The organism is Amycolatopsis sp. NPDC102522, assembly GCF_055584485.1.
This window is the reverse complement of sequence record NZ_JBVJLY010000003.1, coordinates 422597-449547: the sequence shown is the minus strand read 5'-3', so window position 1 is coordinate 449547 and position 26951 is coordinate 422597. Positions and strand designations below refer to the sequence as shown.

General features: G+C 69.5%; 30 protein-coding genes and 2 pseudogenes. 15 read left to right on the top strand and 17 right to left on the bottom strand.

All coding sequences use genetic code 11. The annotated features are described in order from the left end of the window. Nucleotides 1–135: 135 nt before the first annotated feature. On the bottom strand, nt 136–1044 hold the full coding sequence (locus ACZ6YV_RS12405) for an MBL fold metallo-hydrolase (protein ID WP_465509648.1): 909 nt from the start codon (nt 1042–1044) through the stop codon (nt 136–138). A gap of 220 nt (nt 1045–1264) precedes the next feature. Between ACZ6YV_RS12405 and ACZ6YV_RS12400 the strand changes: the two genes are divergently transcribed. The 3 genes from ACZ6YV_RS12400 to ACZ6YV_RS12390 all read left to right on the top strand — a co-directional run bounded on the left by ACZ6YV_RS12400 (nt 1265) and on the right by ACZ6YV_RS12390 (nt 3875). Continuing rightward, entirely contained in the window at nt 1265–2122 is an 858-nt protein-coding gene (locus ACZ6YV_RS12400) for a helix-turn-helix domain-containing protein (protein ID WP_465509647.1), read from the top strand. Between the two features lie 65 nt (nt 2123–2187). Next, nucleotides 2188–3003, top strand: a complete 816-nt coding sequence (locus ACZ6YV_RS12395; RefSeq protein WP_465509646.1) for an SAM-dependent methyltransferase — start codon at nt 2188–2190, stop codon at nt 3001–3003. Nucleotides 3004–3017: 14 nt separating this feature from the next. Next, nucleotides 3018–3875, top strand: a complete 858-nt coding sequence (locus ACZ6YV_RS12390; protein WP_378238352.1) for an SAM-dependent methyltransferase — start codon at nt 3018–3020, stop codon at nt 3873–3875. Nucleotides 3876–3879: 4 nt separating this feature from the next. Here the strand turns inward: ACZ6YV_RS12390 and ACZ6YV_RS12385 are convergent, their stop codons facing one another. Both ACZ6YV_RS12385 and ACZ6YV_RS12380 read right to left on the bottom strand, forming a co-directional pair. Beyond that, nucleotides 3880–4146, bottom strand: a complete 267-nt coding sequence (locus ACZ6YV_RS12385; protein WP_378238353.1) for a hypothetical protein — start codon at nt 4144–4146, stop codon at nt 3880–3882. Between the two features lie 5 nt (nt 4147–4151). Further along, entirely contained in the window at nt 4152–4424 is a 273-nt protein-coding gene (locus tag ACZ6YV_RS12380) for a hypothetical protein (RefSeq protein WP_101611959.1), read from the bottom strand. A gap of 350 nt (nt 4425–4774) precedes the next feature. Here ACZ6YV_RS12380 and ACZ6YV_RS12375 point away from each other — a divergent pair, with 350 nt between their 5' ends. Then, entirely contained in the window at nt 4775–5029 is a 255-nt protein-coding gene (locus ACZ6YV_RS12375; protein WP_038520263.1) for a DUF397 domain-containing protein, read from the top strand. A gap of 49 nt (nt 5030–5078) precedes the next feature. On the opposite strand, the gene ACZ6YV_RS12370 is transcribed toward ACZ6YV_RS12375, so the two are convergent. The 7 genes and pseudogenes from ACZ6YV_RS12370 to ACZ6YV_RS12340 all read right to left on the bottom strand — a co-directional run bounded on the left by ACZ6YV_RS12370 (nt 5079) and on the right by ACZ6YV_RS12340 (nt 11444). Further along, nucleotides 5079–5627 (bottom strand): hypothetical protein, encoded by a 549-nt coding sequence (locus ACZ6YV_RS12370; RefSeq protein WP_465509645.1) that lies wholly within the window; start codon nt 5625–5627, stop codon nt 5079–5081. After that, a complete protein-coding gene (locus ACZ6YV_RS12365) occupies nt 5620–6753 on the bottom strand; it encodes a hypothetical protein (RefSeq protein WP_465509644.1) in 1134 nt (377 codons plus the stop codon). Before ACZ6YV_RS12365 ends, ACZ6YV_RS12370 begins: the two co-directional genes overlap by 8 nt. A gap of 18 nt (nt 6754–6771) precedes the next feature. Further along, nucleotides 6772–7194, bottom strand: a complete 423-nt coding sequence (locus ACZ6YV_RS12360) for a FixH family protein (RefSeq protein ID WP_465509643.1) — start codon at nt 7192–7194, stop codon at nt 6772–6774. Beyond that, complete coding sequence (locus tag ACZ6YV_RS12355) at nt 7191–8639, bottom strand: hypothetical protein (protein WP_465509642.1); 1449 nt, start codon at nt 8637–8639, stop codon at nt 7191–7193. The genes ACZ6YV_RS12360 and ACZ6YV_RS12355 overlap by 4 nt, the downstream gene beginning before the upstream one ends. A gap of 112 nt (nt 8640–8751) precedes the next feature. Continuing rightward, nucleotides 8752–9433 (bottom strand): annotated as a pseudogene (locus ACZ6YV_RS12350) (oxygenase MpaB family protein). 83 nt (nt 9434–9516) lie between these two features. Further along, nucleotides 9517–10065 (bottom strand): TetR/AcrR family transcriptional regulator, encoded by a 549-nt coding sequence (locus tag ACZ6YV_RS12345; protein WP_465509749.1) that lies wholly within the window; start codon nt 10063–10065, stop codon nt 9517–9519. After that, entirely contained in the window at nt 10062–11444 is a 1383-nt protein-coding gene (locus ACZ6YV_RS12340; RefSeq protein ID WP_465509641.1) for an amidase, read from the bottom strand. The genes ACZ6YV_RS12345 and ACZ6YV_RS12340 overlap by 4 nt, the downstream gene beginning before the upstream one ends. An 88-nt stretch (nt 11445–11532) precedes the next feature. Here ACZ6YV_RS12340 and ACZ6YV_RS12335 point away from each other — a divergent pair, with 88 nt between their 5' ends. Continuing rightward, a complete protein-coding gene (locus tag ACZ6YV_RS12335) occupies nt 11533–12537 on the top strand; it encodes a D-cysteine desulfhydrase family protein (RefSeq protein WP_465509640.1) in 1005 nt (334 codons plus the stop codon). A 78-nt stretch (nt 12538–12615) separates the two neighbouring features. Here ACZ6YV_RS12335 and ACZ6YV_RS12330 read toward each other — a convergent pair. Next, a pseudogene (locus ACZ6YV_RS12330) lies at nt 12616–13086 on the bottom strand (DUF998 domain-containing protein); the annotation flags it as partial. A gap of 134 nt (nt 13087–13220) precedes the next feature. Further along, a complete protein-coding gene (locus tag ACZ6YV_RS12325; RefSeq protein ID WP_465509639.1) occupies nt 13221–13994 on the bottom strand; it encodes a hypothetical protein in 774 nt (257 codons plus the stop codon). Nucleotides 13995–14056: 62 nt separating this feature from the next. Here ACZ6YV_RS12325 and ACZ6YV_RS12320 point away from each other — a divergent pair, with 62 nt between their 5' ends. Beyond that, on the top strand, nt 14057–14266 hold the full coding sequence (locus tag ACZ6YV_RS12320) for a sigma factor-like helix-turn-helix DNA-binding protein (RefSeq protein WP_378238363.1): 210 nt from the start codon (nt 14057–14059) through the stop codon (nt 14264–14266). Next, on the top strand, nt 14266–14790 hold the full coding sequence (locus ACZ6YV_RS12315; RefSeq protein ID WP_465509638.1) for a Clp protease N-terminal domain-containing protein: 525 nt from the start codon (nt 14266–14268) through the stop codon (nt 14788–14790). The genes ACZ6YV_RS12320 and ACZ6YV_RS12315 overlap by 1 nt, the downstream gene beginning before the upstream one ends. 255 nt (nt 14791–15045) lie before the next feature. Here the strand turns inward: ACZ6YV_RS12315 and yczE are convergent, their stop codons facing one another. Further along, entirely contained in the window at nt 15046–15669 is a 624-nt protein-coding gene (gene yczE / locus ACZ6YV_RS12310) for a membrane protein YczE (RefSeq protein WP_465509637.1), read from the bottom strand. A 61-nt stretch (nt 15670–15730) separates the two neighbouring features. On the opposite strand from yczE, the gene yczR reads away from it, so the two are divergent. Next, a complete protein-coding gene (gene yczR / locus ACZ6YV_RS12305; RefSeq protein WP_465509636.1) occupies nt 15731–17185 on the top strand; it encodes a MocR-like transcription factor YczR in 1455 nt (484 codons plus the stop codon). Nucleotides 17186–17626: 441 nt separating this feature from the next. Here the strand turns inward: yczR and ACZ6YV_RS12300 are convergent, their stop codons facing one another. Continuing rightward, the gene (locus ACZ6YV_RS12300) at nt 17627–18763 is read right to left on the bottom strand and encodes a hypothetical protein (RefSeq protein WP_465509635.1); all 1137 of its coding nucleotides are present in this window, start codon (nt 18761–18763) and stop codon (nt 17627–17629) included. A gap of 364 nt (nt 18764–19127) precedes the next feature. Here ACZ6YV_RS12300 and ACZ6YV_RS12295 point away from each other — a divergent pair, with 364 nt between their 5' ends. Next, entirely contained in the window at nt 19128–19619 is a 492-nt protein-coding gene (locus ACZ6YV_RS12295; protein WP_465509634.1) for an RNA polymerase sigma factor, read from the top strand. A 15-nt stretch (nt 19620–19634) separates the two neighbouring features. Here ACZ6YV_RS12295 and ACZ6YV_RS12290 read toward each other — a convergent pair whose 3' ends face one another. Further along, the gene (locus ACZ6YV_RS12290; protein ID WP_465509633.1) at nt 19635–20798 is read right to left on the bottom strand and encodes a pyridoxal phosphate-dependent aminotransferase; all 1164 of its coding nucleotides are present in this window, start codon (nt 20796–20798) and stop codon (nt 19635–19637) included. A gap of 29 nt (nt 20799–20827) precedes the next feature. On the opposite strand from ACZ6YV_RS12290, the gene ACZ6YV_RS12285 reads away from it, so the two are divergent. Continuing rightward, entirely contained in the window at nt 20828–22126 is a 1299-nt protein-coding gene (locus ACZ6YV_RS12285) for a DUF445 domain-containing protein (protein WP_465509632.1), read from the top strand. Nucleotides 22127–22544: 418 nt separating this feature from the next. On the opposite strand, the gene ACZ6YV_RS12280 is transcribed toward ACZ6YV_RS12285, so the two are convergent. After that, entirely contained in the window at nt 22545–23045 is a 501-nt protein-coding gene (locus ACZ6YV_RS12280) for a CGNR zinc finger domain-containing protein (protein ID WP_465509631.1), read from the bottom strand. 60 nt (nt 23046–23105) lie between these two features. On the opposite strand from ACZ6YV_RS12280, the gene ACZ6YV_RS12275 reads away from it, so the two are divergent. From ACZ6YV_RS12275 to ACZ6YV_RS12265, 3 genes are read left to right on the top strand one after another with little or no spacing between them, the layout of a single operon-like run. Then, the gene (locus ACZ6YV_RS12275) at nt 23106–23474 is read left to right on the top strand and encodes a VOC family protein (protein ID WP_465509630.1); all 369 of its coding nucleotides are present in this window, start codon (nt 23106–23108) and stop codon (nt 23472–23474) included. Nucleotides 23475–23507: 33 nt separating this feature from the next. Continuing rightward, complete coding sequence (locus ACZ6YV_RS12270) at nt 23508–23891, top strand: TFIIB-type zinc ribbon-containing protein (protein ID WP_378238374.1); 384 nt, start codon at nt 23508–23510, stop codon at nt 23889–23891. Nucleotides 23892–23893: 2 nt separating this feature from the next. Then, nucleotides 23894–24550, top strand: a complete 657-nt coding sequence (locus ACZ6YV_RS12265) for an AAA family ATPase (protein ID WP_465509629.1) — start codon at nt 23894–23896, stop codon at nt 24548–24550. Here ACZ6YV_RS12265 and ACZ6YV_RS12260 read toward each other — a convergent pair. Beyond that, nucleotides 24515–25645, bottom strand: a complete 1131-nt coding sequence (locus ACZ6YV_RS12260) for a methyltransferase domain-containing protein (protein WP_465509628.1) — start codon at nt 25643–25645, stop codon at nt 24515–24517. The genes ACZ6YV_RS12265 and ACZ6YV_RS12260 overlap by 36 nt on opposite strands. 151 nt (nt 25646–25796) lie before the next feature. On the opposite strand from ACZ6YV_RS12260, the gene ACZ6YV_RS12255 reads away from it, so the two are divergent. After that, entirely contained in the window at nt 25797–26228 is a 432-nt protein-coding gene (locus tag ACZ6YV_RS12255; protein ID WP_465509748.1) for a helix-turn-helix domain-containing protein, read from the top strand. Further along, complete coding sequence (locus ACZ6YV_RS12250; RefSeq protein ID WP_465509627.1) at nt 26225–26902, top strand: hypothetical protein; 678 nt, start codon at nt 26225–26227, stop codon at nt 26900–26902. The genes ACZ6YV_RS12255 and ACZ6YV_RS12250 overlap by 4 nt, the downstream gene beginning before the upstream one ends. Nucleotides 26903–26951 lie beyond the last annotated feature (49 nt).

Genomic DNA, 26951 nt, shown 5'->3' with positions numbered 1-26951 from the left:
CCACCCGCCATCGAATGCGTCGCGAAAGCCACTTTCGAGACATCTGACGTCTCGAAAGTGGCTTTCGCGACACCCGAAGCCGGGCCCGTGGCAAGCGAGCGAGCCCGCCACTCACGAGCGTCAGGAGAAGCAGCGTCAAGAGAAGCAGCGGATCGGAGCACCGTTGAAGGCGACCATGTCCGCCATAGCGGCCCCCAGATCGATCGGCGCGCCCCACTCCAGGCCGTCCAGCTCGGCATAGGCCCGGTGCAGGTTCGCGGGCAGCCGTTCCTGTTCGGACAGTGCCTCATAGGGCCCGAGATCCGCTTCCCGGGCGGCCTGGAGAGGCGTCAGTCCCGCGGCCTTCCCCCGTGAGGCGAGCTTCTGCAGGAAGCCCAGGTAGCCGTCGACGACGTCGATCGCCTCGGGCCCGCACACCGGGCCGTGTCCCGGCACGATCGTCTCCGGCTCCAGCTCGCGGACCAGGTCCAGCGCCTGCCGCCAGCCGGCCGGCGAGCCCATCAGCGCGAACGGGCTCCCGCCGTTGAAGATCAGGTCGCCGACGAACAGCACCCGCCGCTCCGGCAGCCAGACCAGCACGTCGTTGGTGGTGTGCGCGGCGTGCCCCGGGTGGATCAGCTCCAGCCGGACGTCGCCGGCGTGCACGGTCAGCCGGTCGTCGAACACCACTTCGGGCGGCCTCAGCTCCAGATGGCCCCAGTCGTTCCCGGTGAACGCGTTCTCGTAGGTGTCGATCCCGGTCGCGACCATCACCTCGCGGGTCTTCCGGTGCCCGACGATCGTCGCGCCGGTCGCCAGGTAGTTGCCGTTCGTGTGGTCGCCGTGGTGATGCGTATTGACCACGGTGGTCACCGGCGCGTCGGCGGTCGACGCCGCCGTCTCCAGCAGGGCACGCGTGCGCCGTTCGGTGGAGCAGGTGTCGATGACGACGGTGTGATCGCCCGCGGCCACGAACCCGCAGTTGTTGATCCACCAGGAGCCGTCGGGTTGCACGTACCCGAAGACGTCGTCGGAGACTCGCCGGGCGAAGGGGGATTGGTCCACTCGGTCACTATGCCCGGCGAACGTGCCCGAAATGTGACGAGATCGTTCCGCCACCAGGGTGATGTACCAGGTGACTGGTGTTTTCGGCCGTTTCCTGGAACGCTGCGGAATGTCATCATCGAACCCCGCAAGGTGAAGTACCCTGGGTGGGTTCGAGTATTCGCGCGCAGGACGACGGGAAGCCGCCGTCCTGGCTATGTGGTCCGGGAGAGCAAGGCTGATGGCCAGCACCGTCACCTCGCGCCGGAAGCAGCTCGGGAACGAGCTCCGGCATGCCCGCAACGCCGCGCGGATGACACAGCAGCAGGTCGCCGAAGTTCTCGGCTGCACCCAGGGCAAGGTCAACAAGATCGAGTCCGGTGCCGTCGGGGTCAAGCTCGGGGATGTGCGATCGATGCTGAACGCGTTCGGGATCAACGGCGACGAGGCCGACACGCTGATGAACCTGGCCCGCGCCGCGGCCGGGCAGCGCGGCCACTGGTCCGGCTATCGATCCGTGGTGCCGCACTGGTTCCGCACCTTCACCGACCTCGAACCCGCGGCCGCGGAGATCCTCACCTGGCACGGTGAGCGCGTCCCCGGCCCGCTGCAGTCCGAGCACTACATGCTCAAGCAGTTCACCGAGGCCGGCGCCACCGACGTCACTTCGCTGGTCCGCAACAGGCTGGACCGCAAGGCCGTTTTCGAGCAACAACAGCCGCCTTACTACCGGTTCATCATCAGTGAAGGCTCCCTGCGCCGCGCTCCCGGTGGCTCGGCCCCGGCGGTGATGCTCGACCAGGTCGAACATCTGCTGGCCCTGGACAAGCATCCGCGTGTGTATGTGCACGTGTTGCCGTTCGGCGCGCGGCTCGCCGCGGTGCCCAACGACTTCACCATCATGCGTTTTCCCGATCGCACCAGGGATTTCGTCTACATCGAGCATTCCGCGGGCGGGTTGTACCTCGACGACGTCAAGGACTTCAACATTTTCGTCGACTCCTGGGACAGGTTGCGCGGCGCCGCGCTGGAACGCCAGGAGACCCGGCAGTTCCTCAAGGAACTCGCCGAGCTGTACCGCAATCAGATGCAATCCTGAGAGCTCGCCGCCTCCCTTCGGTAGGGTTACCGGTATCGGCGCGGTCGAGTGGACAGGGGCTGGACGTGGACCCGCAGTTCCTTCCCGAAGGCGTGGATCTCGAGCGTCCCAACGCCGCCCGGATCTACGACTGGGCACTCGGGGGAACCGCGAACTGGGCGGTGGACCGGGAATTCGGCGAGCAGCTGGTCAAGGCCTTCCCGCTCATCCGTTCCGTCGCCAGGGCCAACCGGGCCTTCCTCGGCCGCGCGGTGCGGCACTGCGCCGAGCACGGCGTGAACCAGTTCCTCGACCTCGGTTCCGGTGTGCCGACGGTCGGCAACGTCCACGAGATCGCCGGTGAGGTCGACGACGACAGCCGGTGCGTGTACGTCGACAACGAACCGGTCGCCGTGGCGCACGCCAGGATCCTGCTGGAGAGAGGCGGCGACCCCGGCAGGCACGCGGTCATCGGCGGAGACCTGCGCGACGCGGACGACATCTGGGAGCGCGCCTTCGACACCGGCGTGCTCGACCCGGCCCGGCCGGTGGCCCTGCTCACCGTCGCGGTCCTGCATTTCGTGCCGGGCCCCGAACTCGCCGCCGTCATCGCGCGGTACCGGAAACTGCTGCCCGCCGGTTCGTTCTACGTGCTTTCCCACGTCACGATGTCCGGAGTGGAAGGTGACGAGCTGGAGCAGATCCAGCGCGTCGTGAAGCAGTACGAGCAGTCGAGCACACCCGCGACCTTCCGCGGAAAGGAAGAGCTCCTCGGTTTCTTCGGGGATTTCGACCTCGTGGCGCCGGGGCTGGTCCAGGTCGGTGCCTGGCGGCTGGACGACTCCCGCTCGCCTACGCTTAACTGCGCCATCGGCGGGGTCGCCCGCAAACCCGGTTTCTGACGAGGTGTGACGGTATGACGACGCAGCAGGACCCCAGAGACCCTGAAGCCCCCGAAGGTGTCGACCTCGAACGACCCAACGTGGCCAGGGTGTACGACTGGTTCCTCGGCGGCTCCGCCAACTGGGCCATCGACCGCGAGTTCGGCTCGCAGGTGCTGAAGCAGTTCCCGGAGGTCAAGACATTCGCCCGAGTCGGCCGCGACTTCCTCGGCCGCGGCGTGGGATACCTGGCGCGCCAGGGGGTCACCCAGTTCCTCGACATCGGCTCCGGCGTGCCCACCGTCGGCAACGTCCACCAGATCGCGAGCGCCGTCAACCCGGACAGCCGTGTCGTCTACGTCGACATCGAGCCGGTCGCCGTCGCGCATTCCCAGCTGCTGCTGGAACGGGAGGGCCTGCTCGGGCGGCACGCGGTCCTGCAGGGCGACGTGCGCGATCCCGCCGACATCTGGAAGCGCGCCCTCGAAACCGGCGTGCTCGACCCCCGGCAGCCGATCGGGCTGGTCCTGGTCGGCCTGCTGTACTTCCTCGGCCCGGACGAACCCGTCCACGAAATGGTCCAGCGCTACGTCGACCTGCTGCCGTCCGGTTCGTACTTCCTGTCCTCGCATCTGACCGAGGACGGCGTCACCCGCAAGGAAGGCGACAACCGGGAGAACGTCCAGGAGCTCTACAAGAAGACCAGCGCGCCGTTCCACCTGCGGTCCCGCGCGGAGTTCACCGCGTTCTTCGACGGCCTGGAGCTGGTGGAGCCGGGGATCGACTGGATGGCCACCTGGCATCTGGACGAGGCGGCTTCCCGGGCGAGCAACCGGTTCGCGGACGACCCGACCTTCACCGGCGGACTCGGCGGCCTGGGCCGCAAGCCCTGATCCCTCAGGCCCGGCCGGTCAGATGCCCGATCAGGGGTGTCAGCTCGAAGTGACCTTCGAGCGGCCGGCCGGTTCTGATCAGGTCCCGGTGCGCGCCGCGCCGGACGGGGAAATCGACTTCGGAGTTCCACAGCGGCTGCTTGCGCAGCGGGGCCTGGATGAGGCTGAACCCGAACCGCTGACGCAGTTCGAGCCCGATGTTGCGGTGCTTCGCCGAGGTCTGGCGTTCGTCCTCACGGCGGAACAGCAGCGTGGTGAGGCGGACGGCCATGACGGTCACACCCCCCGGCTCGGCCGCGGCAACCGCGTCTGGTCGGCCGAACCGGCCAGGCCGAGACAACGCTCACACGGCATCCCCGAACCGACGGGGATCCATTCCAGGTGGTCGTAAGGCATCGCCGCGCCACAACGGGCGTGCAGGAATTCGGGGTGCGAGCCCCCGGAGTGCAGGTCGAAAAGGTGTGCCGAGCGGCGGCTTTCGCCCGCTGTCCCGGCCATGAGCCTGCCGACGGCGAGTACCGTCGCAGGCATCGTGTCCTGAATGATCACGCTGATCCTCCCCCACGAGGTCGGCGGTGGGTGGTCACGCGCCGCGGGGTCGTGTCCCGGCCGGTCACCTGCCGTCGGTGGCCTGCTGGAACGGTGAAACTTCCTGGTGAGCGCCCTCGGTGACAACTGTCGCCGGGTTTTCTGCATACTGCGAGCGATTCACCAACAACCGAGCCCCGGCCGCTGCGATTAATCCTACTCCTGGAATAATCTTCATGTCGAGGGTGGGCAGAGTTGATCACCCACTTGGCCGTGCGGGATAGTCCCGTTGAGGCAGGGAGAAGCCGGGGCCGTGACGGTTCGCGCAGGTCGCGTCCCGCACCCCCGACCGACGTTCGGAGGTACGACCAATGGCCGATTATCCATCGGCGGCGGATTACGATCCGACCACGGCCGTGTCGCTGTTCGACGACTCCGCTTGGGAGAAGTCCTTCGCGAGCGAACCCAATGGCGGGAACTGTGTCGAGGTCAACCTCGGCAGGGAAGGCCTGGTCGGGGTGCGTGACACCAAACTGGCCGCGAGTCCCGTCTTCGTCTTCGATTCCGGTGAGTGGAACGCCTTCCTCAAGGCGGTCAAGGCCGGACAGTTCGATTTGAGCCCATGACAGAAGGCTCGCGCGTCCCGTGGGACACGCGAGCCATCCGATCTTCGAGTCATACCGTCGCCGGGAGCACGTTCCCGCGCAGCCTGGACTTCGTGCGCCTCCAGGCGATGGTGATCAGGACGGCGAGGACGATCAGCGGGATCAGGCTGATCGACCAGCTCACCGCCATCGGCGGTCCCGGCTGTTCGAGCACCGCCAGATCGCGGAGTTCGCCCGTGCCCTTGCCGGCGGGTCCGTCGATCTCGAACCGGAACGTCCACGAGCCCTGCGTCTGCAGGGCCCGGATGTCCAGTCCCCACACCTCCAGTTTCCGCGGATGCTTCGCCAGCGGCTGGCCGCGGCCCAGCCGCCCGGTCTCCGGGTTGAGGAACGCGAGCGTGCCCGACTTCCCGGCGATCCCGTCGTCCGGGATGAACGTGAAGTCCAGCGATTGCATGGCGCGCAACGGCCACGTGCTGAATCCGACCGTCATCCCGTACGGGCCGACCTGCACCCGTTCGGTATGGACGATGTTCACCGGTTCGTAGGCGTTCGCCGCGGGCGTGGTCGCGAACAGCAACCCGATCGCCGCCGCCAGGGCCAGCAGTGTCTTACGCATGCGCGTCGTCCCCCTTCGCCGGGGCCAGCAGCCTCAGCATCCCGCCGAACCGCCACCCGGCGAACCCGCCGAGCAGCCCGAACACCGCGCCGACGGCGGCCGTCACGATGACGAGCGGCCAATCGACCCTGGCCATCCCGTAGACGAACACGTTCTGGATCGGCATGCTCGCTCCGATCAGGAATCCGCCGATCCCGCCCGCCAGCACGGAAACCCGGCCGGTGGACCAGCCGCGCCGCGAAAGCAGGTAGACCGCTTCGAGCACGGCCGCGATCGGCAGCAACGCCATCGGCATCATCGCGGGCATCGCGGGCACGCCGTCGATGTAGTCCCGCATCGGCAGGCCGACGGCGCTCGCGTAGGCCTCCGCCGCCCACGGCGAGAACCACCAGGTGATCGCCTGGATGACCGCCAGCGCCGCGGCGACCCGGACCGCTCCGCCCGGCCGCCGCCAGAATCCGGCGCCCGCCGAGACCAGCAGCACCGAAAGCAGCGCGATGCCCACGGAGATGACGTCGACCAGGTCGACGTCGATCTGCTGCAGCCCCAGCACGGTGACCGTGCTGAACGCGATCAGCACGCCGAGGCTGCCGACCACGCCGAGGGTGCCCCAGCGGTGCTCCCGCGCGGCCGCGAACACCATGACCGTGCCGATGATGCTCAGCGTGATCGACAGCAGCAGCCCGATGTGCGGCGGCGAGTCGATCACGGCGTCGAAGCCGTACAGGCCGTGCCACCACTGGTCCCACAGGCCATACAGCAGGAACATCGCCGCGCCGGTCCCGGTCACCAGGTAGCCGGCCGGTGCGGCGAAGACCTTGCCGAAGACGTTGATCGCCCGGCCGCCGACCCGGGCGTCGACTTCGCGGCCCGCCCGGCGCGCGGCCGTGGTCATCAGCACGATCACGAGGCTCGCGAGCCCGGAGATCGCGCTGCCCGAATACAGGAACAGATGTGGCAGTGTGAAGAACGTGTCCGGGCCGACGTCGCCGTGCCACTGGATGTCCCAGGTCAGCCCGACCAGTGAGATCACCGATCCGGCCAGCACCGTGCCCGCCGGCACGAGACCGGTGCGTTCACTTCGTGCCACCGAGGCGACCCTCGCCCCTCCCGCGGTGAGATCCATACCCCCGACCTCCCTCTCTTACTTGACCAGCAAAGGAAAAACGTGCTGCGTGGCGCCGGACGGCCCGCGCAGTGAAACGGTGATCTCCCATTGGCCCGACATCGGCAGCAGGACGTCACCGGTGCGGAACCGGCCCGGCGCCTCCGCGATCGCGGGCGACGGGGCGAGCGCGTGCCCCATCTGCGGCATCACCGGTTCGACGGTGACGACGTCCGGCGCGGCGCCGGTGACGGTCAGGGCGAAGACATTGCCGCCCTGGTGCGGATCCGCGACCGACAGCTGAACCGTGTACGGGCCCTGGGTCGAGCGCTGTACCTGTTCCCCGCCGCCGCTCGGCCACACCAGCCAAGCCACGATCGCCGCCACGAGCACGGCGACCACGGAGATGAGCAGGGCCGGCTTGCGTCTCTGAGTGTCCACTGTGGACTTCTCGATGGTCATTGCGGCGCCCCTTCCGGCGGGACTTCGAGCTGCATGGGCACGGTCAGCACCGTGTAGTCGCGTTCGGCCTGCAGCCAGATCCGGTACTCGCCGGGTGCGGCGAAGGTGTAGGTGAACGGGACGTCGGGGCCGTACGCGGCGACGGTCTCATCGGGCTTTCCCGGCAGACCGGGCGATTGCGGGATCATCGAATGCACATGTGCCCAGGTCGGCGCGGCAGCGGCATCCGCGCCGACCCGGGTGTCGCCGGTTATCGGGCCGACGACGATCAGGTGGCCGAGCATGCCCAGCCAGGGTTGGAGATCCGCTTTGCCGAACCGCGCGGTGATCGTGGTCGGCTTGCCCGGTTTGACCTCGACGTCGACCGGGTTCCCGTTGACGACCCGCGCGCCCGCCCCCGCGGGCACGGGTTCGGCGGGGGAGTCGGTGCCCGTCGCGACCGGCAGCGTGGTGCGCACCAGTTGCACGCCGCCGCCTCTCCGGGCGACTTCGGCGGCGACGGCGTAGGTCCCGGCCTCGGGCGGCGTGAACTTCACCCGGTAGTCACCGGGGCCGACGCGCACCGGATGCAGATGCCAGAGCCTGCCCGTCGGCGAGATGACGACGAGATGCACCAAGGCGTTGTCGTGCACCAAGAGATCGTCGACAGGGCGGCCGGTCGAGCCGTCCGCGAAGGCGAGCCGGACCTCGGCGAGGCCGCCCGATCGCGCGTTCGGGGAGTGTACGGCCAGGTTCACCGGCGGCCGCGAGAAGTCCACAGTGGACATCTGCGCGTTCGCGTACGGGTCTTGGATGTTGTCGATTGTCGGGTCCAGCGTCGCGCCGGGTGCGGGCGGTGCCGGTGTCGACGCCGAAAGCATCGCGCCGGTGACGGCGACCGCGAGCGCGGCGACCATCCCGCCGGCGGGGATCAGCGCGAGCTGCGGCCGCCGGACGCGCATCGCGACGACGAGACCGATCACCAGGAACACGCCCGCGCCGACGAATCCGCTGAAAGTGGCCTTCTCCCAAGGGGGAATGACCCTGGCCGGGACGAGGAACGGGATCGACGCGGTGTCCGTCCCGTCGTCGAGGCCGAGTTCCCACGGCCCCGGCTGGTCGACCCGCAGTTGCGCCGGATGGGCACCGGGTTTCCCGTCCAGCTGCACCGTGGTTTCGGAAAACGTCGTACCGGCTGTCGACGCGCGCAGCTTCAGCGTTCCCGGCGCGCTTCCGGCGTGGGTGACGACGTCGACGTGCAGCGGTCCAGGCGCGATGTCCATCCGCCGCAGCACGATCGTCAGATCACGGGTGCCGAGCGTCTGCGCGACCTGGACGTCCGCTCCGCTCGACACGCCGTCCGCCTGGGCGGTGCCGCCCAACAGCAAGGACGCCAGCGCACAGAGCACGAGTACGCGGACGATGACCAACGGCGCCGTGCGCCGCCCCCTCGGTGAATTCCCCATCCCGCCTGAAGTTAACGACGACGGTCAGGGAAAGCGTCACGGCGCGGGGTGAACCTGGGTCCCCCGTAAAGGGGATGGAGGCCCTTACTTCGGCCGGGGATGACCCTGGAGATCAGCCGCCGAGGAAGCGGTACGCACGCGGATGGGCACGGAACCAGACGTTCAGCCTGCCGATCCGGCGCATGAGCGAGGACCGCAACGTCGTCGGCACGAGCCCGACAGCCGTCCTCACCACGGTACGGAACCGGTCGAACCGGCGCTGATCCTGCCCTGTCCACTGTAGACCGAGTCGCTCGCGCAGCGTGGGCGGAAGGGTGCCGCGGATGACGAACAGCTGCCCCTGCCGCAGCTTCGCCCAGCGTTTGTCGGGCAGCAATCGCCACGGTTTCTTCACCGTCTGGAGCGTCTCGAACAGCGTCGAGATCGCCTCGTTCGGGCCGAAGCCGTCGATCGTTTCCGCGTAATACCGCTCGAATTCCGGCCAAGTCGGCGGCAGATCTTGTTCGCGCAGGCCGAGAAGCCGTCCGACGTCGCACATCTGCGCGTAGTACTCGTCCAGTTCGGACGCGGTCATCGGCTTGCCGTAGAACCGTTGCGTGTCAACGGGAGCCATGACGAGCGTGGCGTGCACCCAGGCGTACGCGTGCGAGTTCACCGGCGTCGACCCCGGTGAACTCGCGATGCAGCGCGCGCAACCGGTCCGCTTCGTACCGTGCGCCTTCCGGACCGCCGTAGACGTAGTCCGAATGATCCCGCACCCCGGCCGCGACGACCGGATGCGCGACCTGCAGCACCAGCACCTGACCCGCCAGCAGCCCGGCCCGGAAGTCGCCGAAGTACCGCCACGCCGCCGTCCCCTTGACGATCGGCGGACCGCTCACGACGCGCCGCGGACAAGCATCATCAACGACTGCGCGACGCCGACGCCGTCAACGCCGGTGGCCAGCCTGCGCAACTGCAGTCCGGCGATCAGCGCGACGACCGGACCGGTCAGCCGCTCCGGCGAGGGCACGCCGAGCGTCTTCAGGATCACCAGCGCCAGTTCGTCGTAGGCGGCGAAACACCGCGCGGCCGCGTCCTGGAGCCCGGGGTCGCGCGCGGCCTGCAGATACAGCTCGTGCGCGCCGAGTTCGTCGGTGCCGAACGGAAGCTGCGAGATGACCTGCTCGACCACCGACGCGGCCTGCTCGACACTCAACCCCTGCTCGCGGTAGGCGTCCACGAACCCCGTCAGCTTCGTGGTCTCTTCCTCGACGAACAGCAGCATCGCCTCGCGCAGCAACGCCGTCTGGCTGGGGAAGTGATAGGTCAGCGTGCCGAGCGAGACCTCGGCCTGCCGCGCGATCCGGCGGTTGGTCAGCCCGCCGACACCCTGTTCCCCGACCACCTTGAGCGCGGCGTGGAGGATGGTCTCGCGGGTGTTCACCAAGCGGTCTCGGGCTTGCGGTCCTGCCACCGTTCGACCTCTTCCAGTTGCGCAGCCAGCGAGATCAGCCGTTCCTCCGCGTGCGAGGGGCCGAGCAGCTGCCCGCCGAGCGGCAGGCCTTCGGGGCTCAGCCCGGCGGGGACGTTGACCCCCGGCCAGCCCAGTACGTTCCACGGCCAAGCGTAGGGGCACGCGGCGATCATGGCCTGGTCGGTCTGCCAGCCGGTGAGCTTGTCGAAGGTGCCGATCCGCGGTGGCGGGGTCGCGGTGGTCGGCGTGAGCACCACGTCCACCCGGCCGAACACCGAGCCGATCTGGCGCTGCAGCAACGGTTCCGTGGCTCTGGCGAGCCGCAGTGCCGGCCCGGCCAGCGCCGAGCCCTGCCGCGCGTTGGCCCGCGTGCGCGGGTCGAGCCGCGCCTGGTCCGGGACGCGACGGGACCAGTCACGCACGCCGACGAGCGAACGCGGAAGGAAGGTGAGGCCGATCAGCCGGTAGTCGGGTTCGATCTCGACGATCTCGTGGCCGAGTTCGGCGAACCGCTCCGCGAGCCGGACGACAGCCGCGTGCGCATGCGGATCTAGCCGGGTTTTCGTGGCTGTGAAAGGGATTCGGGTGGAGAGCCCGATCCGCATCCGGCCCGGTTCGCGGCGGGCGGCGGACTGGAACGCCGTCCCGGTCCCGGCGGCGACGTCGAGCAGCAGGGCCGCGTCGGCGACGGTGCGCGCGAGCGGGCCGACCACGGTCAGGCCGTGGAAGAGCTCCCGGTCGGTCGGGACCCGGCCGCGCTGCGGTTTGATCCCGACCAGATCGGTCCACGCGGCCGGGATCCGGATCGATCCCGCCCCGTCGGACCCCAGCGCGGCGGCGATCACCCCCGACGCGATGGCCGCCGCCGCGCCGCCCGAGGAACCGCCGGGAGTGCGCTCGGTGTCCCACGGATTGCGGGTCGCGCCGAAAGCGGGACCTTCGGTGAAGGGCCACTGGCCGAGTTCCGGGGTGTTGGTCTTGCCGATGAACACCGCACCCGCTTCGCGGAGCGCCGCGACGGGCGGGGAGTCCGTCGTCGCGAGGGAGAAGTCGCCTTCGCAGCCGAACGCCGTCGGCAGCCCGATGACGTCGAGGTCGTCCTTGATCGCGGTGGGGACGCCGAGCAGGGGAGCGGTCTCTCCGGCGGCGAGGCGCCTGTCGGCCTCCTCTGCCTCGCGAAGGGCTTCTTCGGTGCGAAGGCTCTTGAAGGCGTTGAGAGTCGGCTGGCTGGCCTCGGCCTTTTCGAGCGCCAGGCGCGTGAGCTCCACTGACGTCGTGGCTCCGCTCGCGAGCATCGAGGCCTGTTCGGCCAGGCCCGTGAATCCGAGCTCTGGTTTCGACGTGGTCATGGCTCCCCCTGCCGCTCTCGTTCGTTCAAACGAACGATACCACCGGGTAACCTCGATCGGGCGCCCTCGGTGTGGTTACGTGACCTGCATGGACCTCGATCGCTTCCCCCGCGTCGACCTCGGCGGCTACCCGACCCCGCTGCATCCGGCACCCCGGCTGGGCGAGGCCCTCGGCTTGCCGAACCTGCTGCTCAAACGGGACGACGTGCATCCGCTCGGCGTGGGCGGCAACAAGCTGCGCAAACTCGAGTTCCTGCTCGGCGCGGCGATCGAGGCCGGCGCCGACACGGTGATCACCTTCGGCGCGCTGCAGACCAACCACGGCCGCCAGACAGCCGCCGCCTGCGCGAAGCTCGGGTTGCGGTGCGAGCTCGTGCTCACGGCGAAGGTCCCTCGCGACGGCGACGCGTACGAACGGTCCGGCAACGTCTCCCTCGACCGCCTCTTCGGCGCGAACGTGCACGTCTGCCGCGACGGCGAGGAGACCGGCAAGACCTACGACCGGCTGATCACCGAGGCCGCGGCCGAGGGCCGCAAGGTGGCCACGTTCCCGGTCGGTGGCTCCGACGGCGTCGGCGCGCTCGGGTACGTGGCGGCCGCGCGGGAGCTCGCCGAGCAACTCGCCGAGCTGGGCGTCACCAAGGCGCGGCTGGTCGCCCCGCACGCCAGCGGCGGGACGTCCGCCGGGCTCGTCGTCGGCACGGCGGACCTCGACTGGCTGACGCTGGACATCGCCTGCGTCAGCCATCCGGTCGACGAGGCACTGGACAACCTCGCCGACCTCACCATCGCGGCCTCCGTGCTGCTGGGATGCGAGCCGCCGTCACTCGACGGTCTGCATCTCGACGACCGCACGATCGGCCCCGGCTACGGGATCCCGACCGCCGAAACGTGGGACGCGGTGCGACTTTTCGGCCGTACGGAAGGGATCGCGCTCGATCCCGTGTACACCGGCAAGGTGGGCGCCGCGCTGGTCGAGTGGGCTGCCGAAGGCCAGTTCGCGGCCGACGAGCACGTGGTCTTCCTGCACACGGGCGGGCTGCCCGGCCTCTACGGTTACGCCCCCGAATTCACTGACGCGGTGAGCCGCTGACGCGACCTTCAGCATCCCGGCGATCAGGATCACGTGTGCCACCAGGGAAAGCCGCTGCGTGACCCCGACCGGCACGATGTCGGTCAGCGTCTTGAAGAACGGGATGTCGGCCAGGCGCACGAAGATGAAGCTGAGCCCGAAGACGATCAGGCCTGCGGCGCTGCCCCAGGCCAGGCGGCCGACCTGCCTGGCCGCCGGGGTGCCGCGCAGGTTGTCGCGCAGGGTGAAGCCGGCGGCGGGCAGACTGAGGAACGCGATGAGGCACGCGTACAGGTGGATCTCGCCGCTGACCGGATCCGGGAATTCGGGGTAGCTCGCCGGGAAGATCGCGGCCGCCGCCAGTCCGAGCGACCACAGCACGAACAGCAGTTTCGTGGTGCGGCTGAGCGGGATCCCGGCCGCGGCCAGCGCGCCGAGCGCGGTGAGCGAGCCGATGGACAGGGAGAGCACGCTGGCGCCGAGCATGCCCGTGCCGCGGTTGACGTAGGCGTAGCTGGACAGCGTGTCGAACACCGGATCGCGTGAGCTGATCAGGTGGAGCACGACCATGGTGAACAGCGCCCACCCGATGGCCGCGCCCGACGCGATCAGCCAAGGTCTCACGCGTGACTTCTCCCCAGGGGACATCATGCGTCCAGCGTGCTCGCGCGGGCACGGTTTTCCGATCCGGGATGCCCCCGGTTTTACCCTGGGGCTAACCCCAGTTCGACCACTACCAGTAGCTGGTCATCGTGCCTTTTCGCGCGGGGCCAGCGGTCGCCGTCCGGGTCCTGTTTCTCCGCCGTGCGCACCGCGTCGAGGACCGCGTCCGGACCGCGTTCCCGGCTGAGGGCGAGCACTTCCGGCCAGCCGAACAGGCCGTACTCGTCGACCCCGATCGCGACACCGTCCGTCGCCAGGAGCAGGGCTTCGACCTCCGAGCGTGGCCAGCTCCGGCGGACGGCCTCGGCGGCCGCCTTCGGTTCCGCCTCGGCGACCCAGAAGCCGTCCGGCGCGTTGCGTTTCGCGCGGACGTCGGCGCCGGTGCGGAGCTGACCGCTGTCGCGCAGCGAGACCAGCCTGTCGTCGGTGAGCGCATCCGCGCCGGAGGGACCGAAGGCGATGATCGGGCTGTCGGCGAGCACCAGCGCGTCGACGGTTTCGTCCGTCCAGCGCGCGATCGCGACCGTGCTCGACGGTGATCGCCCCGGTTCGAGCCCTTCCCGGCGCGCGACGTCGGCGATCGCCTCGGCCAGCAGGACCGCGAGATCCGCCTCGGGCTCCGCCGTCAGCGCTCGCGACAGGCTGCGCACGAGCAGCCCCGCGTACCAGCCGCCGGACGGCAGATCCGGTCGCGGCGCGGTCGCCCCGTCGAGTACCACCACGGCGTTGCCGAGCACGGCGACGTGGTCTTCGGTCGGGCGCGATGCTCCGTCCGCGCCTACTCCGTCCCTTTCCGCCACTACGATTTCGACCATGGGCCAGACCCTAACTGTCAACTGAGGTTGACGTGAGCGACTTGTCAACGTAGGTTGACATCATGACCGAAGCGACTGATCTGGCCGCGCGGGCCGGCGACCACGATCCCCGGGTGGGATTGCGCGCCGTCGCCGCCTTGCGCCGGTTGGTGGAACAACTCGAAGCCGTGCAGGTCCGCAGCGCGCGGGTGCACGGCTGGTCCTGGCAGGAGATCGCGGCCGAGCTGGGGGTCAGCAGGCAAGCGGTGCACAAGAAGTACGGGAGGCACTGATGTTCGAGCGATTCACCACCGAACTCCGCGAGGTCGTCATGGACGCCCAGCGCGTCGCCTCGGACGAGGCGGCCACGAACGTCGACCCGCTGCACCTGCTGACGTCACTCGCCCAGCGCACCGGCGTGCTCACCGCACTGGGCTGCCCGACGGACGAACTGGCCGACGACCTCCGCCGCGTCCGCCGCCGCGGCGGGATGAGCGACGCCGACGTCGAAGCCCTGAGCGGGTTCGGCATCGACGTCGAGCACATCGTCGAGCGGGTCGAGGAGACCCACGGTCCCGGCGCGCTGACCGGCGGGCAGCGCGGCAGGCGCGGCCATCGGCCCTTCACGCCGGAGTCGAAGAAGGTGCTGGAAAAGTGCCTTCGCGAAGCCGTCGAAGTCGGCAGCAAGCGCATCGAAGGTGAGCACCTGCTGCTCGCGCTCACGGCGCTCCCGGGTGCCGCGGCCGATGTCCTCGCGCAGCGCGGCATCGACTACCTCGCTGTCCGCCGCCTGCTGGAGCAGCACGCGACCAGTTGATCGTCGGCCCAGGTGGTCGTGAGTGGCGATTCGGGTTATTGAGGGGTAAGGCAAACCTGGCGTGTTTGTGGACGGTGTCGGTGACTCTGCGCGACACCGGGTCGTTGGCCTCGACTGTGTGGATTTTGGTGCGTTGGATGACCAGAAATCCACACACTCCTCACCCTGAGTGACAACTCGCGCCCTCGTCGACCCGACACCTTTGCCTTACCCCTCAATAGAACCCGAATCGCCACTCACGACCCACGCGACTCCTCAGCGCTCCCGCCACACGACGTACGGCAGGAAGGCCTGCGTCAGCGGCCCGATGGCGAGCGCGTAGAGGACCGTGCCGACACCGACGGTGCCGCCGAGCAGCCAGCCGGCGGCCAGGACGGTGATCTCGATGAGGGTCCGGACGAGGCGGATCGACTTGCCCGTCCGGGCCGCGAAACCGGTCATCAGCCCGTCGCGGGGGCCGGGCCCGAGCCGCGCGCCGACGTAGATCGCGGCGGCGAGACCGTTGAGCACCACACCGGCGACCAGGTTGAGGATCTGCCAGCCGAGGACGTGCTGGTCGGGCAGGAAGACCCGGACCAGGTCGACGGTGAGCGAGATGACCACGATGTTGGCGAGCGTGCCGATCCCGGGTCGCTGCCGCAGGGGGATCCACAGCAGGAGCACCAGGACCGAGGCGATCGCGGTGACAGTGCCGAACGAGAGGCCGGTGATCTTCATCAGGCCTTCGTGCAGCACGTCCCACGGGTCGAGGCCGAGTCCCGACCTGGTCAGCATGGCCATGCTGGCGCCGTAGAGGGCGAGCCCGCCGACGAGCTGGATCGAGCGTCGGGCGGTGTCCTGGGAGATGCCGACGGGTTTGAGGTCGAGGTTAAGTGCCACGAGTGCACCATCGGGGGTAAGTGGCTACCTTGACCATGGCCAATCTGGAACAATTGGCCTTATGGAACCGCTGATCCCGCTGACTGGACGCGTTTCGGGCTCGAAATTGGCCATTTTGCTGGGAGGTTGGCGGCAGAGTGGTTCTCGACACGGTGCCGCCGATCTCGCGGCGGCGGTCGAGCTGCTGGTCCTCGACGGCAGGCTGCCGCTCGGCACGAAACTCCCGGCCGAACGGGAGCTCGCCGACGCGCTGGAGGTCAGCCGCACGCTGATCGGCGCCGCCCTGGACAAACTGCGGGCCGACGGGCTGGTCGCCAGCCGTCGCGGGGCCGGGTCCTGGATCGCGTCTCCTGGCGGCCGGGGCAGGGAGACGATCCTGCCGTCGGGGGAGGACCTCATCGACCTCGCCCAGGCCTGCCCGCCCGCCATCCCCGGCCTGGTCGCGGGCGTGGACGCCGCCCGGAAGGCGCTGGTGGACCACCTCGGCGAGAACGGCTATCACGTGCGTGGCCTGCGGATCCTGCGTGAGCGGATCGCCCGCCGCTACACCGAACGCGGGTTGCCGACCAACGCCGACCAGGTGATGGTCACCAACGGCGCGCACCACGCGTTCGTGCAGGTCCTGCGGATGCTGGCCGGTCCTGGCGACCGGGTGCTGGTCGAGCAGCCGACGTATCCGAACGCGCTCGAAGCCATCGGCGCCGCGCACGCCATCCCGGTTCCGGTGCCGCTGGACCCGGTCACCGGCTGGGACATCGTCGGGATCGAGGCCGCGCTCAGGCAGTCCGCGCCGAGGCTCGCGTACTTCGTCGCGGACTTCCAGAACCCGACGGGCCTGCGCCTCGACGCCGTCGGCAGGGAGCGGCTCGCGGCCGCGCTGAGCCGCGCGCGGACGCCCGCGATCATCGACGAGACGTTGGTCGAACTGGACCTCGAAGGCGATCCTGTCGACGGGCCGCCGCCGCTGGGCGCGTTCACGGGCGATCTCGGCATCACGATCGGCTCCGCGGCGAAGTCGCACTGGGCCGGGCTGCGGCTCGGCTGGATCCGCGCTTCCGAGGACGTCATCGGCAGGCTGATCGCGGCCCGGTTCGCCGTCGACCTGGGGTCACCGGTCTTCGAGCAGCTCGTCCTCGCCGAACTGCTCGACGACGGCGGTTCCGCGCTGGCGCACCGTCGTGAGGAGACGCTGGCCCAGCGCGACGCGCTGACCGGGGCACTGAACTGGTACTGCCCGGAGTGGACGTTCACCCTGCCGTCCGGCGGGCTTTCGCTGTGGTGCCGTCTGCCGGAGCCGATGAGCACGCGCCTGGCCGTCGCGGCGGCGGGGCACGGGGTGCAGGTGGCGCCGGGCTCGCGGTTCGGTGTCCACGGCGGACTTGAGCGCTGGCTGCGGCTGCCGTACGCGCTTCCGGCCGACAGGCTCTTCGAGGCCGTGCGGCGGCTGGGCGCGGCGGCCGCTTCGGTGGCCGCGACCCCCGCCACGGCCGCCCCGGCGGCCGTCCAGGTCACCTGAAACGGAAATAGCCGGTGCGCCGGCGGGGCGGCCGATGCTCCAGGGAGGGCATCGGCGCCGCACGACCAGCGCACCGGCTATCCGGCCCGCCCCGAGACCGAAATCTCGCAGGCGGGCACCGCGGCGGTTACCCGGCACAGCCCCTCGACGTGCCGGGAACCGCCCGCGGTTCAGGCGGACTTCGAGCTTGGCCGGCTCCTGCTCGGCGCGGTGAGCAGAAGCCCCCGGAGTCCACCCGGTGCTGGTCCCGGCGCCGCAAGAGGCAGCGCGGCGCCGGGGCCGGGATCCGAACCGGCCGGGCGCGGTCGGCCGTTCGGGAAGACAGAGGGATGCCTGAAAGAGGGCAGGCGAAAACGCGACTGATTACCGGGGACTCATCAGACGTCGAAAACCGAAGTTGATCTTGGTTTGGACGTGGTTCTCCCCGGCGACCCGGTCAGGTCAGTCGGGGGAGGTGGTGGGAAGCGCGGCTTCCCGGCCGGTGCGCTCGCCTTCATGGTCGCAGCCGGTTCCGATGAGCTTCAGCTGCGTGGCGGGGATTCCGGCGTCGAGCACGGCGAGCGGCCCGCGGCCGCCGCCGGAGTTGTCGTGCCCGGGCTGGGCGCTCGTCGTGGGCGCGACAGGGGCCACAGGGGTGCTCGGCAGGCCACCGCCGCCGCCCGAGCCGCCGCCGTCCCGGGACGCGTGCGTGTCGGACGTGGTGGGCGTGGCCGGAGCGGCCTGGGCATCGGCCTTGACCTGGACGGGCAGGGTGACGCGGTGGTTCTGCTGGGTGGCCGCCGCCGGAGCGGGGGTCCCGGCGGGGACGAACGGACGCGGGTCCGGCGTGTTCGGCGCGGGCACGGCCGGCGTGGCCGTCTTGGCCGGGACGGCGATGGTGACCGAGCCGCCCGCCGACTGCCCCGAACCGCCGCCGAAGACGGGGTCGAGCACGCCGCCGGTGCCCGGCAGGAGCACCGGATTGCTCGATCCGCAGCACGGACCGGGTTTGACGATCGGCTCGACGACGTGTTCGCCGATTCCGCCGACGACCCCGCCGACGGTTTCGACGACTCCGCCGACCGTGTTCGCGACGAGGTCCAGCACGCCGCCGAGGAGGCCGCCCAGCAAACCGCTGGACGCCTGGGGCTTCGCGGTTTTCTTCGACGGCTCCGGAGAAGAAGTCTTCTCGACGGAACTCGCGTTCGAAACGGCCTTTTCCTCGACGATGCTTTCGGAAGATGCGGTGTTCTCGGAAGACGCAGCCACGGGCTCCTGGCTCGAAACAGGAGCGGGCTCTTCCTTCGGCGCCTCGGTCTTCGGGGTTTCGGTGGCCTCAGCGGGTTTCGTGGCCTCGACCGCGCCGGAGTCCGAAGTGGACTCTTTTGGAGTAGTCGTTTTCCCGGATTCCGCGTCGTTCGCGGGCTGGACCACAGAGGTCTCCGGCGTCACGGGGGCCTGTTCTTCGGCCGAAGCCGGAGTGGACAGGACGGCGCCGAGAAGCCAGCCCGTGACCGCGAGCCCGCCCGCGAAAAGAATTCGCAAGCCGGTCTTCGGGGAGGTGAGGCCGTGACGGGACACGACTGCCGCACCGCTCACAGCAATCACCACCGTCCGCCGGAAACCCACGTTCTCCGCCGTGAGTTCGATCTTGCTTGGGGTCTCTTCCGGTCAGGTCGCAGGTCCCCCGGGGCTGCGCCAGTTTTAGCACCGGAGGGGAGTGTTTCACTTCAGCCGCCGCTGATCCAGCCCGTTAGGCGGAACGACGCAATCGGCTCCGGTGCATGGAGTACCGAAGTTGATCACTCTCGGTGTGTGCCCGGCGGCCATCCGGGTCCGGGTGGAACTACTCAAATCCTCGGTGACCTGACCTTTTCCGGATCCCTGCTGCGGTGCGTGCCGTCGAAGTCGCGTTCGGTGATCGACGTGGCGGACGCGAGCCGCCGGGAGAGGAGAGTCCGGGATGTGGGACGTGAAAGCGGTTTCGGCCGTGGTGCTCGGCGCGTTGAAGACCTATCGCCTGACCGAATCCGACGCCAGGGACGTCTGTCAGGAAGCTTGGCTGGAACTGCTTCGCGCGCCGGGCGCGCTACGCGACGAAGCGAAGCTCGGGGCTTGGCTGACGACCACCGCGCGGCGCCGCGCGCTCCGGATGATCACCAGGAACAGGCGGGAAACGCCGCGTCCGCTCCCGGATACCGGGATGGCTCCGAACAGCGAGCCGACCCCGGAGGCCGAGGTCGTCCGCGCCGAACGTGACCGCGCGCTCTGGGCGGCGGTCGATCGCCTGCCGGACGTGCACCGGCGCCTGATGTGGCTGCTCGCACACCGGCCGGAGCTGTCCTACGCCCAGCTCGCGGGGGAGCTGGGGATCAGCCCGGCCAGTGTGGGCAGGGTGCGAAGACGGTGCCTGGACCGGCTCAGACGGTCCCTCGAAAAGGGCGGCTGGGCGTGAAGGACATCGGACGAGTCACCGGAGTTTGCGCAATCGGGTGACCGCTTCGTCGATGACCTCGTTGCGCTTGCAGAACGCGAAACGCAGCAGATGTTTCCACTCGTCCGGGTGATCGGTGAACACCTTTACGGGCACGGCCGCCACGCCCACCCGTTCGGGGAGCTCCCAGGCCAGTTCCGCGGCGTCCTCGAAGCCGAGCGGGCGGACGTCGACGCAGACGAAATACGTCCCGGCGGTCGGCCGCACCGCGAACCCCGCCTCCGCGAGGCCGGCCGCGAGCCGGTCCCGTTTGCCCTGCAGGCTCGTGCGCAGGTCCTCGGCCCACGGCAGTTCGTGGTCCAGAGCGTGGGCGATGGCCGGCTGGAACGGGCCGCCCGAGACGAAGGTGATGAACTGCTTCGCCGCCTTCACCGCCGCGACCAGCTCGGGGCTCGCGCAGACCCAGCCGATCTTCCAACCGGTGCAGTTGAACGTCTTGCCCGCGCTGGAGATCGACACGGTGCGGTCGCGCATGCCGGGGAAGGTCGCCAGCGGGACGTGCTCGGCGTCGTCGAAGACCAGGTGCTCGTACACCTCGTCGGTGATCGCGATCAGGTCGTGCTCCACGCAGAGCGCGGCGACGGCTTCCAGCTCGGCGCGCGTGAACACGGTGCCGGTCGGGTTGTGCGGCGAGTTGATCAGGATCGCCCTGGTCCGGCCGGTCACCGCGGCCCGCAGGCCGTCGATGTCCAGCGCGAACCGGCCGTCACGTTCCACCAGGCCGACGACGCGCCGCTCCGCGCCCGCCATGGCGACAGCGGCCGCGTACGAGTCGTAGTACGGCTCGATGACGATGACCTCGTCGCCCGCCTGCGTCAGCGCGATCAGCGACGCCGCGATGGCCTCGGTGGCACCGGCGGTGACCAGGATCTCCGTGGCGGGGTCGTACTCGACGCCGTAGCGGAGCCGATGGCGTGCGATCGCCGCGCGCAGCTCGGGGCGCCCCGGACCCGGTGGGTACTGGTTCGCACCCCCGAACAGCGCGTTCTTGGCGGCGTCGAGCATTCCGGCGGGTCCGTCGGTGTCGGGGAAACCCTGGCCGAGGTTGACGGCTTCGTGGCGGACGGCCAGTGCCGTCATCTCCGCGAAGATGGTCGAGGTGAAGGGCTGGAGGCGGGGTACGAGGACAGGTTCGCGCACGATCAGCCATCCTCACGGACAATGGCCGTGTGGAGCAACTGACGCCCGCCAAGGTGACCCCAGCCGATCCGCCAGGTGGAAGCGCCGCCGAGGAGGAAAAGCGCCGCGGCCTGCGCAAGATGAAGATGGTCGCGCTGTCGTTCCTGCTCGGAGCCACGGTGATCTTCCTGCTGGCCAGCTGGGCCGAAGCCGCGGGCTGGCCGGGCTGGGTCGGCTACGTCCGTGCCGCCGCCGAAGCCGGGATGGTCGGCGCGCTCGCCGACTGGTTCGCGGTGACGGCGCTGTTCCGGCATCCGCTGGGGATCAAGATCCCGCACACCGCGATCATCCCGAACAAGAAGGACGCGCTGGGCAGCAGCCTCGGTGACTTCGTCGGCTCGAACTTCCTGTCCGAGTCCGTGGTCCGGGAGAAGCTGGGCAGGGTCGAGGTCTCGAAGCGGCTCGGTGGCTGGCTTTCGCAGCCGCGCAACGCCGAACGCGTGACGTCCGAGCTGGCGACAGTCGTGCGGGCCGCGGTCAAGGTGCTCCGCGACGAAGACGTCCAGGCGATCATGGAACAGGCCGTGGTCAAGCGGATCGTGGACAAGCCGTGGGGCCCGCCGCTCGGCAAGATCCTGGAAGGCGTGTTCGCCGACGGGGCGCACCACAAGCTGGTGGACCTGATGTGCGACCGCGCCTACGAATGGGTGCGGGACAACCACACGACGATGCTGCGCGTGGTCTCGGACCGGGCGCCGAGCTGGTCGCCGAAGTTCGTCGACGGGATGCTCGCGGACAAGGTCTACGGCGAGGTGCTGTCCTTCGTGTGGGCGGTGAAGACCGACATCAACCACCCGATGCGGCTGGCGCTGGACAAGTTCCTCGGCGAATTCGCCCTCGACCTGCAGACCAACCCCGAGGTGATGGCGCGCGCCGAGCAGGTCAAGGCCCAGATGCTGGGGCATGACGAGGTGCAGAAGCTGATCGGCTCGGCCTGGGCGACGGCGAAGGACATGCTGCTCAACGCCGCCGAGGACCCGTCGAGCGAGCTGCGGCGCCGCGTGCGCACCGGCCTCGAAACCCTGGGCGGGCGCCTGGTCTCCGACGACCAGATCCGGTCCAAGGTGGACAACTGGGTGGAGGGTGCGGCGGCCTACCTGGTCACCCACTACTCCCAGGAGATCACCACGATCATCACCGACACCGTGGAGCGCTGGGACGCCGAGGAGACCTCGCGCAAGATCGAGCTCCAGGTGGGCCGGGATCTGCAGTTCATCCGGATCAACGGCACGGTGGTCGGCGCGCTCGCCGGGGTGGTCATCTACGCGGTCGCGCAGCTGCTCTTCTGAGTCTTCGGCGTATACCACACTCCGGAGGCCTCGCCGGGAGTTGTCCACAGGAAGTGGAGTCATCCCCAGGGTTATCCACAGCTTTTCACGTCTTTGGCCTAACGGTGTGCACAACCCCTGGGGGTAACTCGGGGGTGGGTGACCCCAGAAGTTGTGGTCGTCGCCGACCCAAACGTTCGGCCGGAGGTGCTCGGGAAGGTCCGTGAAGGCGCTGGACTGACGCGGGGGCGACGGGCGCGACAGTAAAGATCCCTCGCGCTCTTTTCACAGATCACCGGAAGTCGTGACACCCGGTGACAGGTGTGTGGAAATAGGGACACTCAACGTCCCTATTTCCACACACCCCCGCTGATCGCCGGCGATACCAAAGGTCCCTTGCTCTCTTTCCGCAGGTCGGCGACCCGTCGTGCCAGGCAAGTCAGGTCGAGACGTCCGCCGTCCGTGCCCGCCAGGCCCGCGCCTTCTCCCGGTTCCCGCACGCCCGCATCGAGCACCACGTCCTCGACCGGTTGCGCGATTCGTCGTAGAACGCCCAAAGGCAGTCGTCCGCCGGGCAGATCTTGAGCCGGATCCAGTCGCCGAGGACGGTCAGCCGGGTCGAGGCCGCCATCACCGCTTCGCTGACCGTTTCCGAGACCAGGACCGGGCCTTCCGGGCCGAGGACGATCTCCGCCGGCGCACGCAGGCCGAGCCGCGGCAGCCGCGGGTCGCCGATCGCCGCCCGCAGCGCGTCCCGGGTTTCGCGCGCGGCCGCGGGGGTGTCCGCGCGCAGCCGGTGGTCCCGGGCCCAGCGCTGCCAGGTCTCCAGATCGTCCAGGAGGTCGGTGCCGCGTTCGACGTTCACCGTGTTCAGAAACTCGACCACCAGGGACGCGTCGGTGTTCACCTCGCCCAGTGTACGGGCGAGACCTGTTGTCATCGGCTCCGATAACCCGCATAATCGCTTCACTGGTTACTCGATCATCTGGGAGGCTGAACCATGGGTGCGGTACCGACCTTCGGCGCGGTGGCGCTCGACTGCCCGGACCCGGTCGCGCTGGCGGAGTTCTACCGCGAGTTGCTCGACTGGAAGGCGGCCGAAGTCGCCGAAGACGGCCATTGGGTGACCTTGCGGAACCCGGAGGGCGGCGCGCGGCTTTCGTTCCAGCGCGTGCCCGACCACCGTCCGCCCGCGTGGCCGTCCGCCGAGAACCCGCAGCAGGCGCACCTCGACCTCGACGTCACCGACATGGAGGCCGCTCACGTGCGCGCGCTGGCCATCGGCGCGAAGCTGCTCGACGACTCGCCGGAGACCTTCCGGGTGTACGCGGATCCGGCGGGGCACCCGTTCTGCTTGTGCGCCTGCTGACCTCGGACGCGAAAAATGCGTAATCTCTGATACGTGATTTGTCCGAAGTGTCAGAACGTCATGAAGACCGTCGACAAGAACGGCGTCCACATCGACCAGTGCCAGGGATGCCGCGGCATCTTCCTGGACAGGGGCGAGCTGGAAGCCATCGCCGGTGCCGAGAACTCGTACTACGGCGGGCATCAGCCCCCGCCGTACCAGGGAGGAGGCGGGCACGCGCCGGCGCCGCACTACGGCCGTCCGGACTCCCCCCGACCGCACCGCGGCGGGTACGCCGACTCCCCGAAGGGCTACCGGGGCGGTCACGCCGACTCGCCCAAGGGCTACCGCGGTGGCGGCTACGCGGACTCCCCGCACGGGTACGGCCACCACGGCAAGCGTCGTAAGGGCGGCTTCCTCGAGGGTCTCTTCGACTGACCGTGGTCCTCGATCTCAAGATCTGCCCGGCCTGCGGTGATCGCGCCGAACGGCCACAAGTCGAGAGCGGGCTGCTGGTGTGCGCGGAATGCGCGCACCGGTGGCCGTTCCGGCGGCTCCCGCTGTTCGCGCTGACCGGGCCGAGCGGGGCGGGCAAGTCGACGGTCGGGCCGCTCCTGGCGCGACGGCTCGGCGATCTCGCGCTCGTGGTCGAGCAGGACGTGTTGTGGACCGGGGCGTTGCGCGACGACGTCCCCGGCCATCCCGCGTTCCGCTCGACCTGGCTGCGGATGGCGGCGATGCTGCACCAGAACGGGCGCCCGGTCGTGCTCTGCGGCACCGTCGCGCCGCCCGAATTCGAGCGGCTGCCCGAGCGCGTCTTCTTCTCCGGCATCCACTACCTGGCGCTCGTCAGCGAGCCCGACGCGCTGCGCAAGCGTTTGCTGGCGCGGCCCGCCTGGCGTGAGTGGGACGAGGAGCGGGTCGAGGAGATGCTGGAATTCAACGAGTGGCTGCAACGGGAAGCGCCGTCGCTCGACCCGCCTGTCGAGGTGTTCGACACCACCCACATCCCGGTGGACGCCGCCGTCGACCACGTCGAGACGTGGGTGCGGAGCCTGCTTTCAGGGACACAAGGGCCAAACGCGGCCCTCGGGTGAGTCCAGCCAGATCACCTGGTCTTCGCCGTCGAGGCTGAGCCCGAACCGGTCCCGCCACGGCTCACCGAGTCCGAGCCAGTCCTCATACGCGCTTTCGACGCCCTCCCACAGCCGCCGCGGGCCGCCTTCGGCCACTTCGAACCGGCCGTCCGCATGCCGATGCCGTACCCATGAGCCGTCCGGATGGACCAGCGCCGTGCGCGGCCCTTCCCGCAAGGCCGTCACGCCGGGGAGTTGAAGCCCGGCGAAGAACTCGAAGCGGCTGCGGACTTCGGTGATCACTCCCATCGGCAGCGGCGTCGGCCGCCAGACGACGTCGCCGTCCGGCACCCTCGACGGCTTGAACCGGTGCGCGCGCAGCGGCATGAAACGACCGTCGCGCGCCAGCACCCGCCCCTGGCCCGTCGCGCCTTCGCCCGCGACGATCCGGACGAGCCCGCCGCCGATCGGCCGGTTCAGCGTCGTGACGATCAGCCCGCCCGGCACCGTCTGTTCCAGCCACGCGGGCGGGATCGACGACACCGAGCACGTGCAGATCACCCGGTCGTAGAGGACGCCTGCCGGGAAGCCTTCGGCACCGTCGGCCGCTGCGCACGACGGCGCGTACCCGGCCTCCGCGAGCCGCTTGCGCGCGGCGTCGGCCAGTTCCGGGTCGATGTCCACTGTGTACACGAGGCCGGAGCCGAGCCGCTGGCACAGCAGGGCGGCGTTGTAGCCGGTGCCCGTGCCGATCTCCAGGACGCGCTGCCCGTCGGCGACCCGGAGCTCTTCGAGCATGATCGCCATGATCGACGGCTGGCTGGACGAACTCGTCGGCGTCCCCGGCTGCGCGCCCAGATAGCGCGCCCGTTCCCAGAGCCCGGAATCGTCGTCGAGCTGGATGACCAGCACTTCGGGGGAGTAGGCGCGGCGGAGCCACTCGTCGTCGCCGTGCTCCATCGCGGCCCAGCCGTTCGCCGCCGGGACGAAGAAGCGCGGCAGGAAGACGTGCCGCGGCACGGTGCGGAACGCGGTCATCCAGCGCGCGTCGTGCAGCACGCCCTCGGCGAGCAGATGCTCGACGAGGCGCCGCCGCAGCCGCGTCGCGTTCGACATCCCTCCACGGTAGCCGGGTGAGCACCAACACACCCGATGGTTGCAAGCAGAGTGCTTGCAATAGCTAGCACTCGCGCGTAGCGTTGAAGACGTCGCGAGGAGGTGACCGATGGCAGACACCAACCGGGATCAGCCCACGTCGGGCGGACCGATGGAGAAGGTCGCGGACATCGCTTCCGACATCGGCGGGTACATCCGACTGCAGCGCAGCAACGCGAAGATCTCCTTGCGGCAGCTGTCGAAACTCGCCGGAGTGTCCAATCCGTACCTGAGCCAGATCGAGCGCGGGGTCCGCAAACCCAGCGCGGAGATCCTGCAGCAGATCGCCAAGGGCCTGCGAATCTCGGCCGAGGCGCTCTACGTGCAAGCGGGAATCCTCGATCTGCCCACGGGCGGCCCGGTCGGCGACGCGATCCGCGCCGACACCGAGCTGACCGAACGGCAGAAGCAGGTCCTGCTCGACGTCTACGAATCGTTCCGCCGCGAGAACGCCGCCGCGAAGCCAGAGCAGGCGGCGCGGGCGAAGAACGAAGACGCAGCGTCACCGAAAACAGAAGCCGCCGAATCCAAGGAGTCAGCATGACCACGGCCACCAAGACCGACCGCAAGCACACCGCCCTCGACCAGGTCCGCACCCCGCTGCTGGCCGCGCTGGGCGCCGGCAACCTGGCGGGCCAGGCCGTCGTCGACGCTGTGGCGAAGGCCAAGGAGCGCGTCGTCGAGAGCGGCGAGACCGCCCGCAAGAACATCGAGGAGCTCCCGCACGACGTCGAGGGCATCCGCGAGAAGCTGGACCCGGCCGAGCTGCGCAAGGTCATCGACGAGTACACCGAAGCCGCGCTGAAGCTGTACAACAAGCTGGCCGAGTCCGGCGAGCAGGCGTGGGACAAGATCGCCGCGCAGCCGCAGGTCAAGAAGGCCATCGAGCAGCTCGAAGACGCGCTGAGCACCGCGCAGGACCGCGTCGAGGGTGCGACCACCGACGCCCGTGAGCGCCTCGACACCGTGCTCGGCAAGGTCACCAAGGGCACCCGCTCGGTGGGCGAGAAGACCGCCCGCAAGGTGACCGAGGTCGCGGGCGAGATCGCCGACGAGGTCGAGGAGCTCGGCGACGACCTGGCGCACGAGACCCGCTCCGCTTCGCGCAAGGTCGCCAACAAGACCGCGCCGAAGACCACCTCCCCGGCCGCGCGCCGCACCACCACCAGCCCGGCCGCCAAGAAGCCGGCCACCACGCCGAAGACGACCGAGAAGTAAGGTCCGCGTGATCTCAGGGCCCCTGGCACCGCTTCGGTGCCAGGGGCCC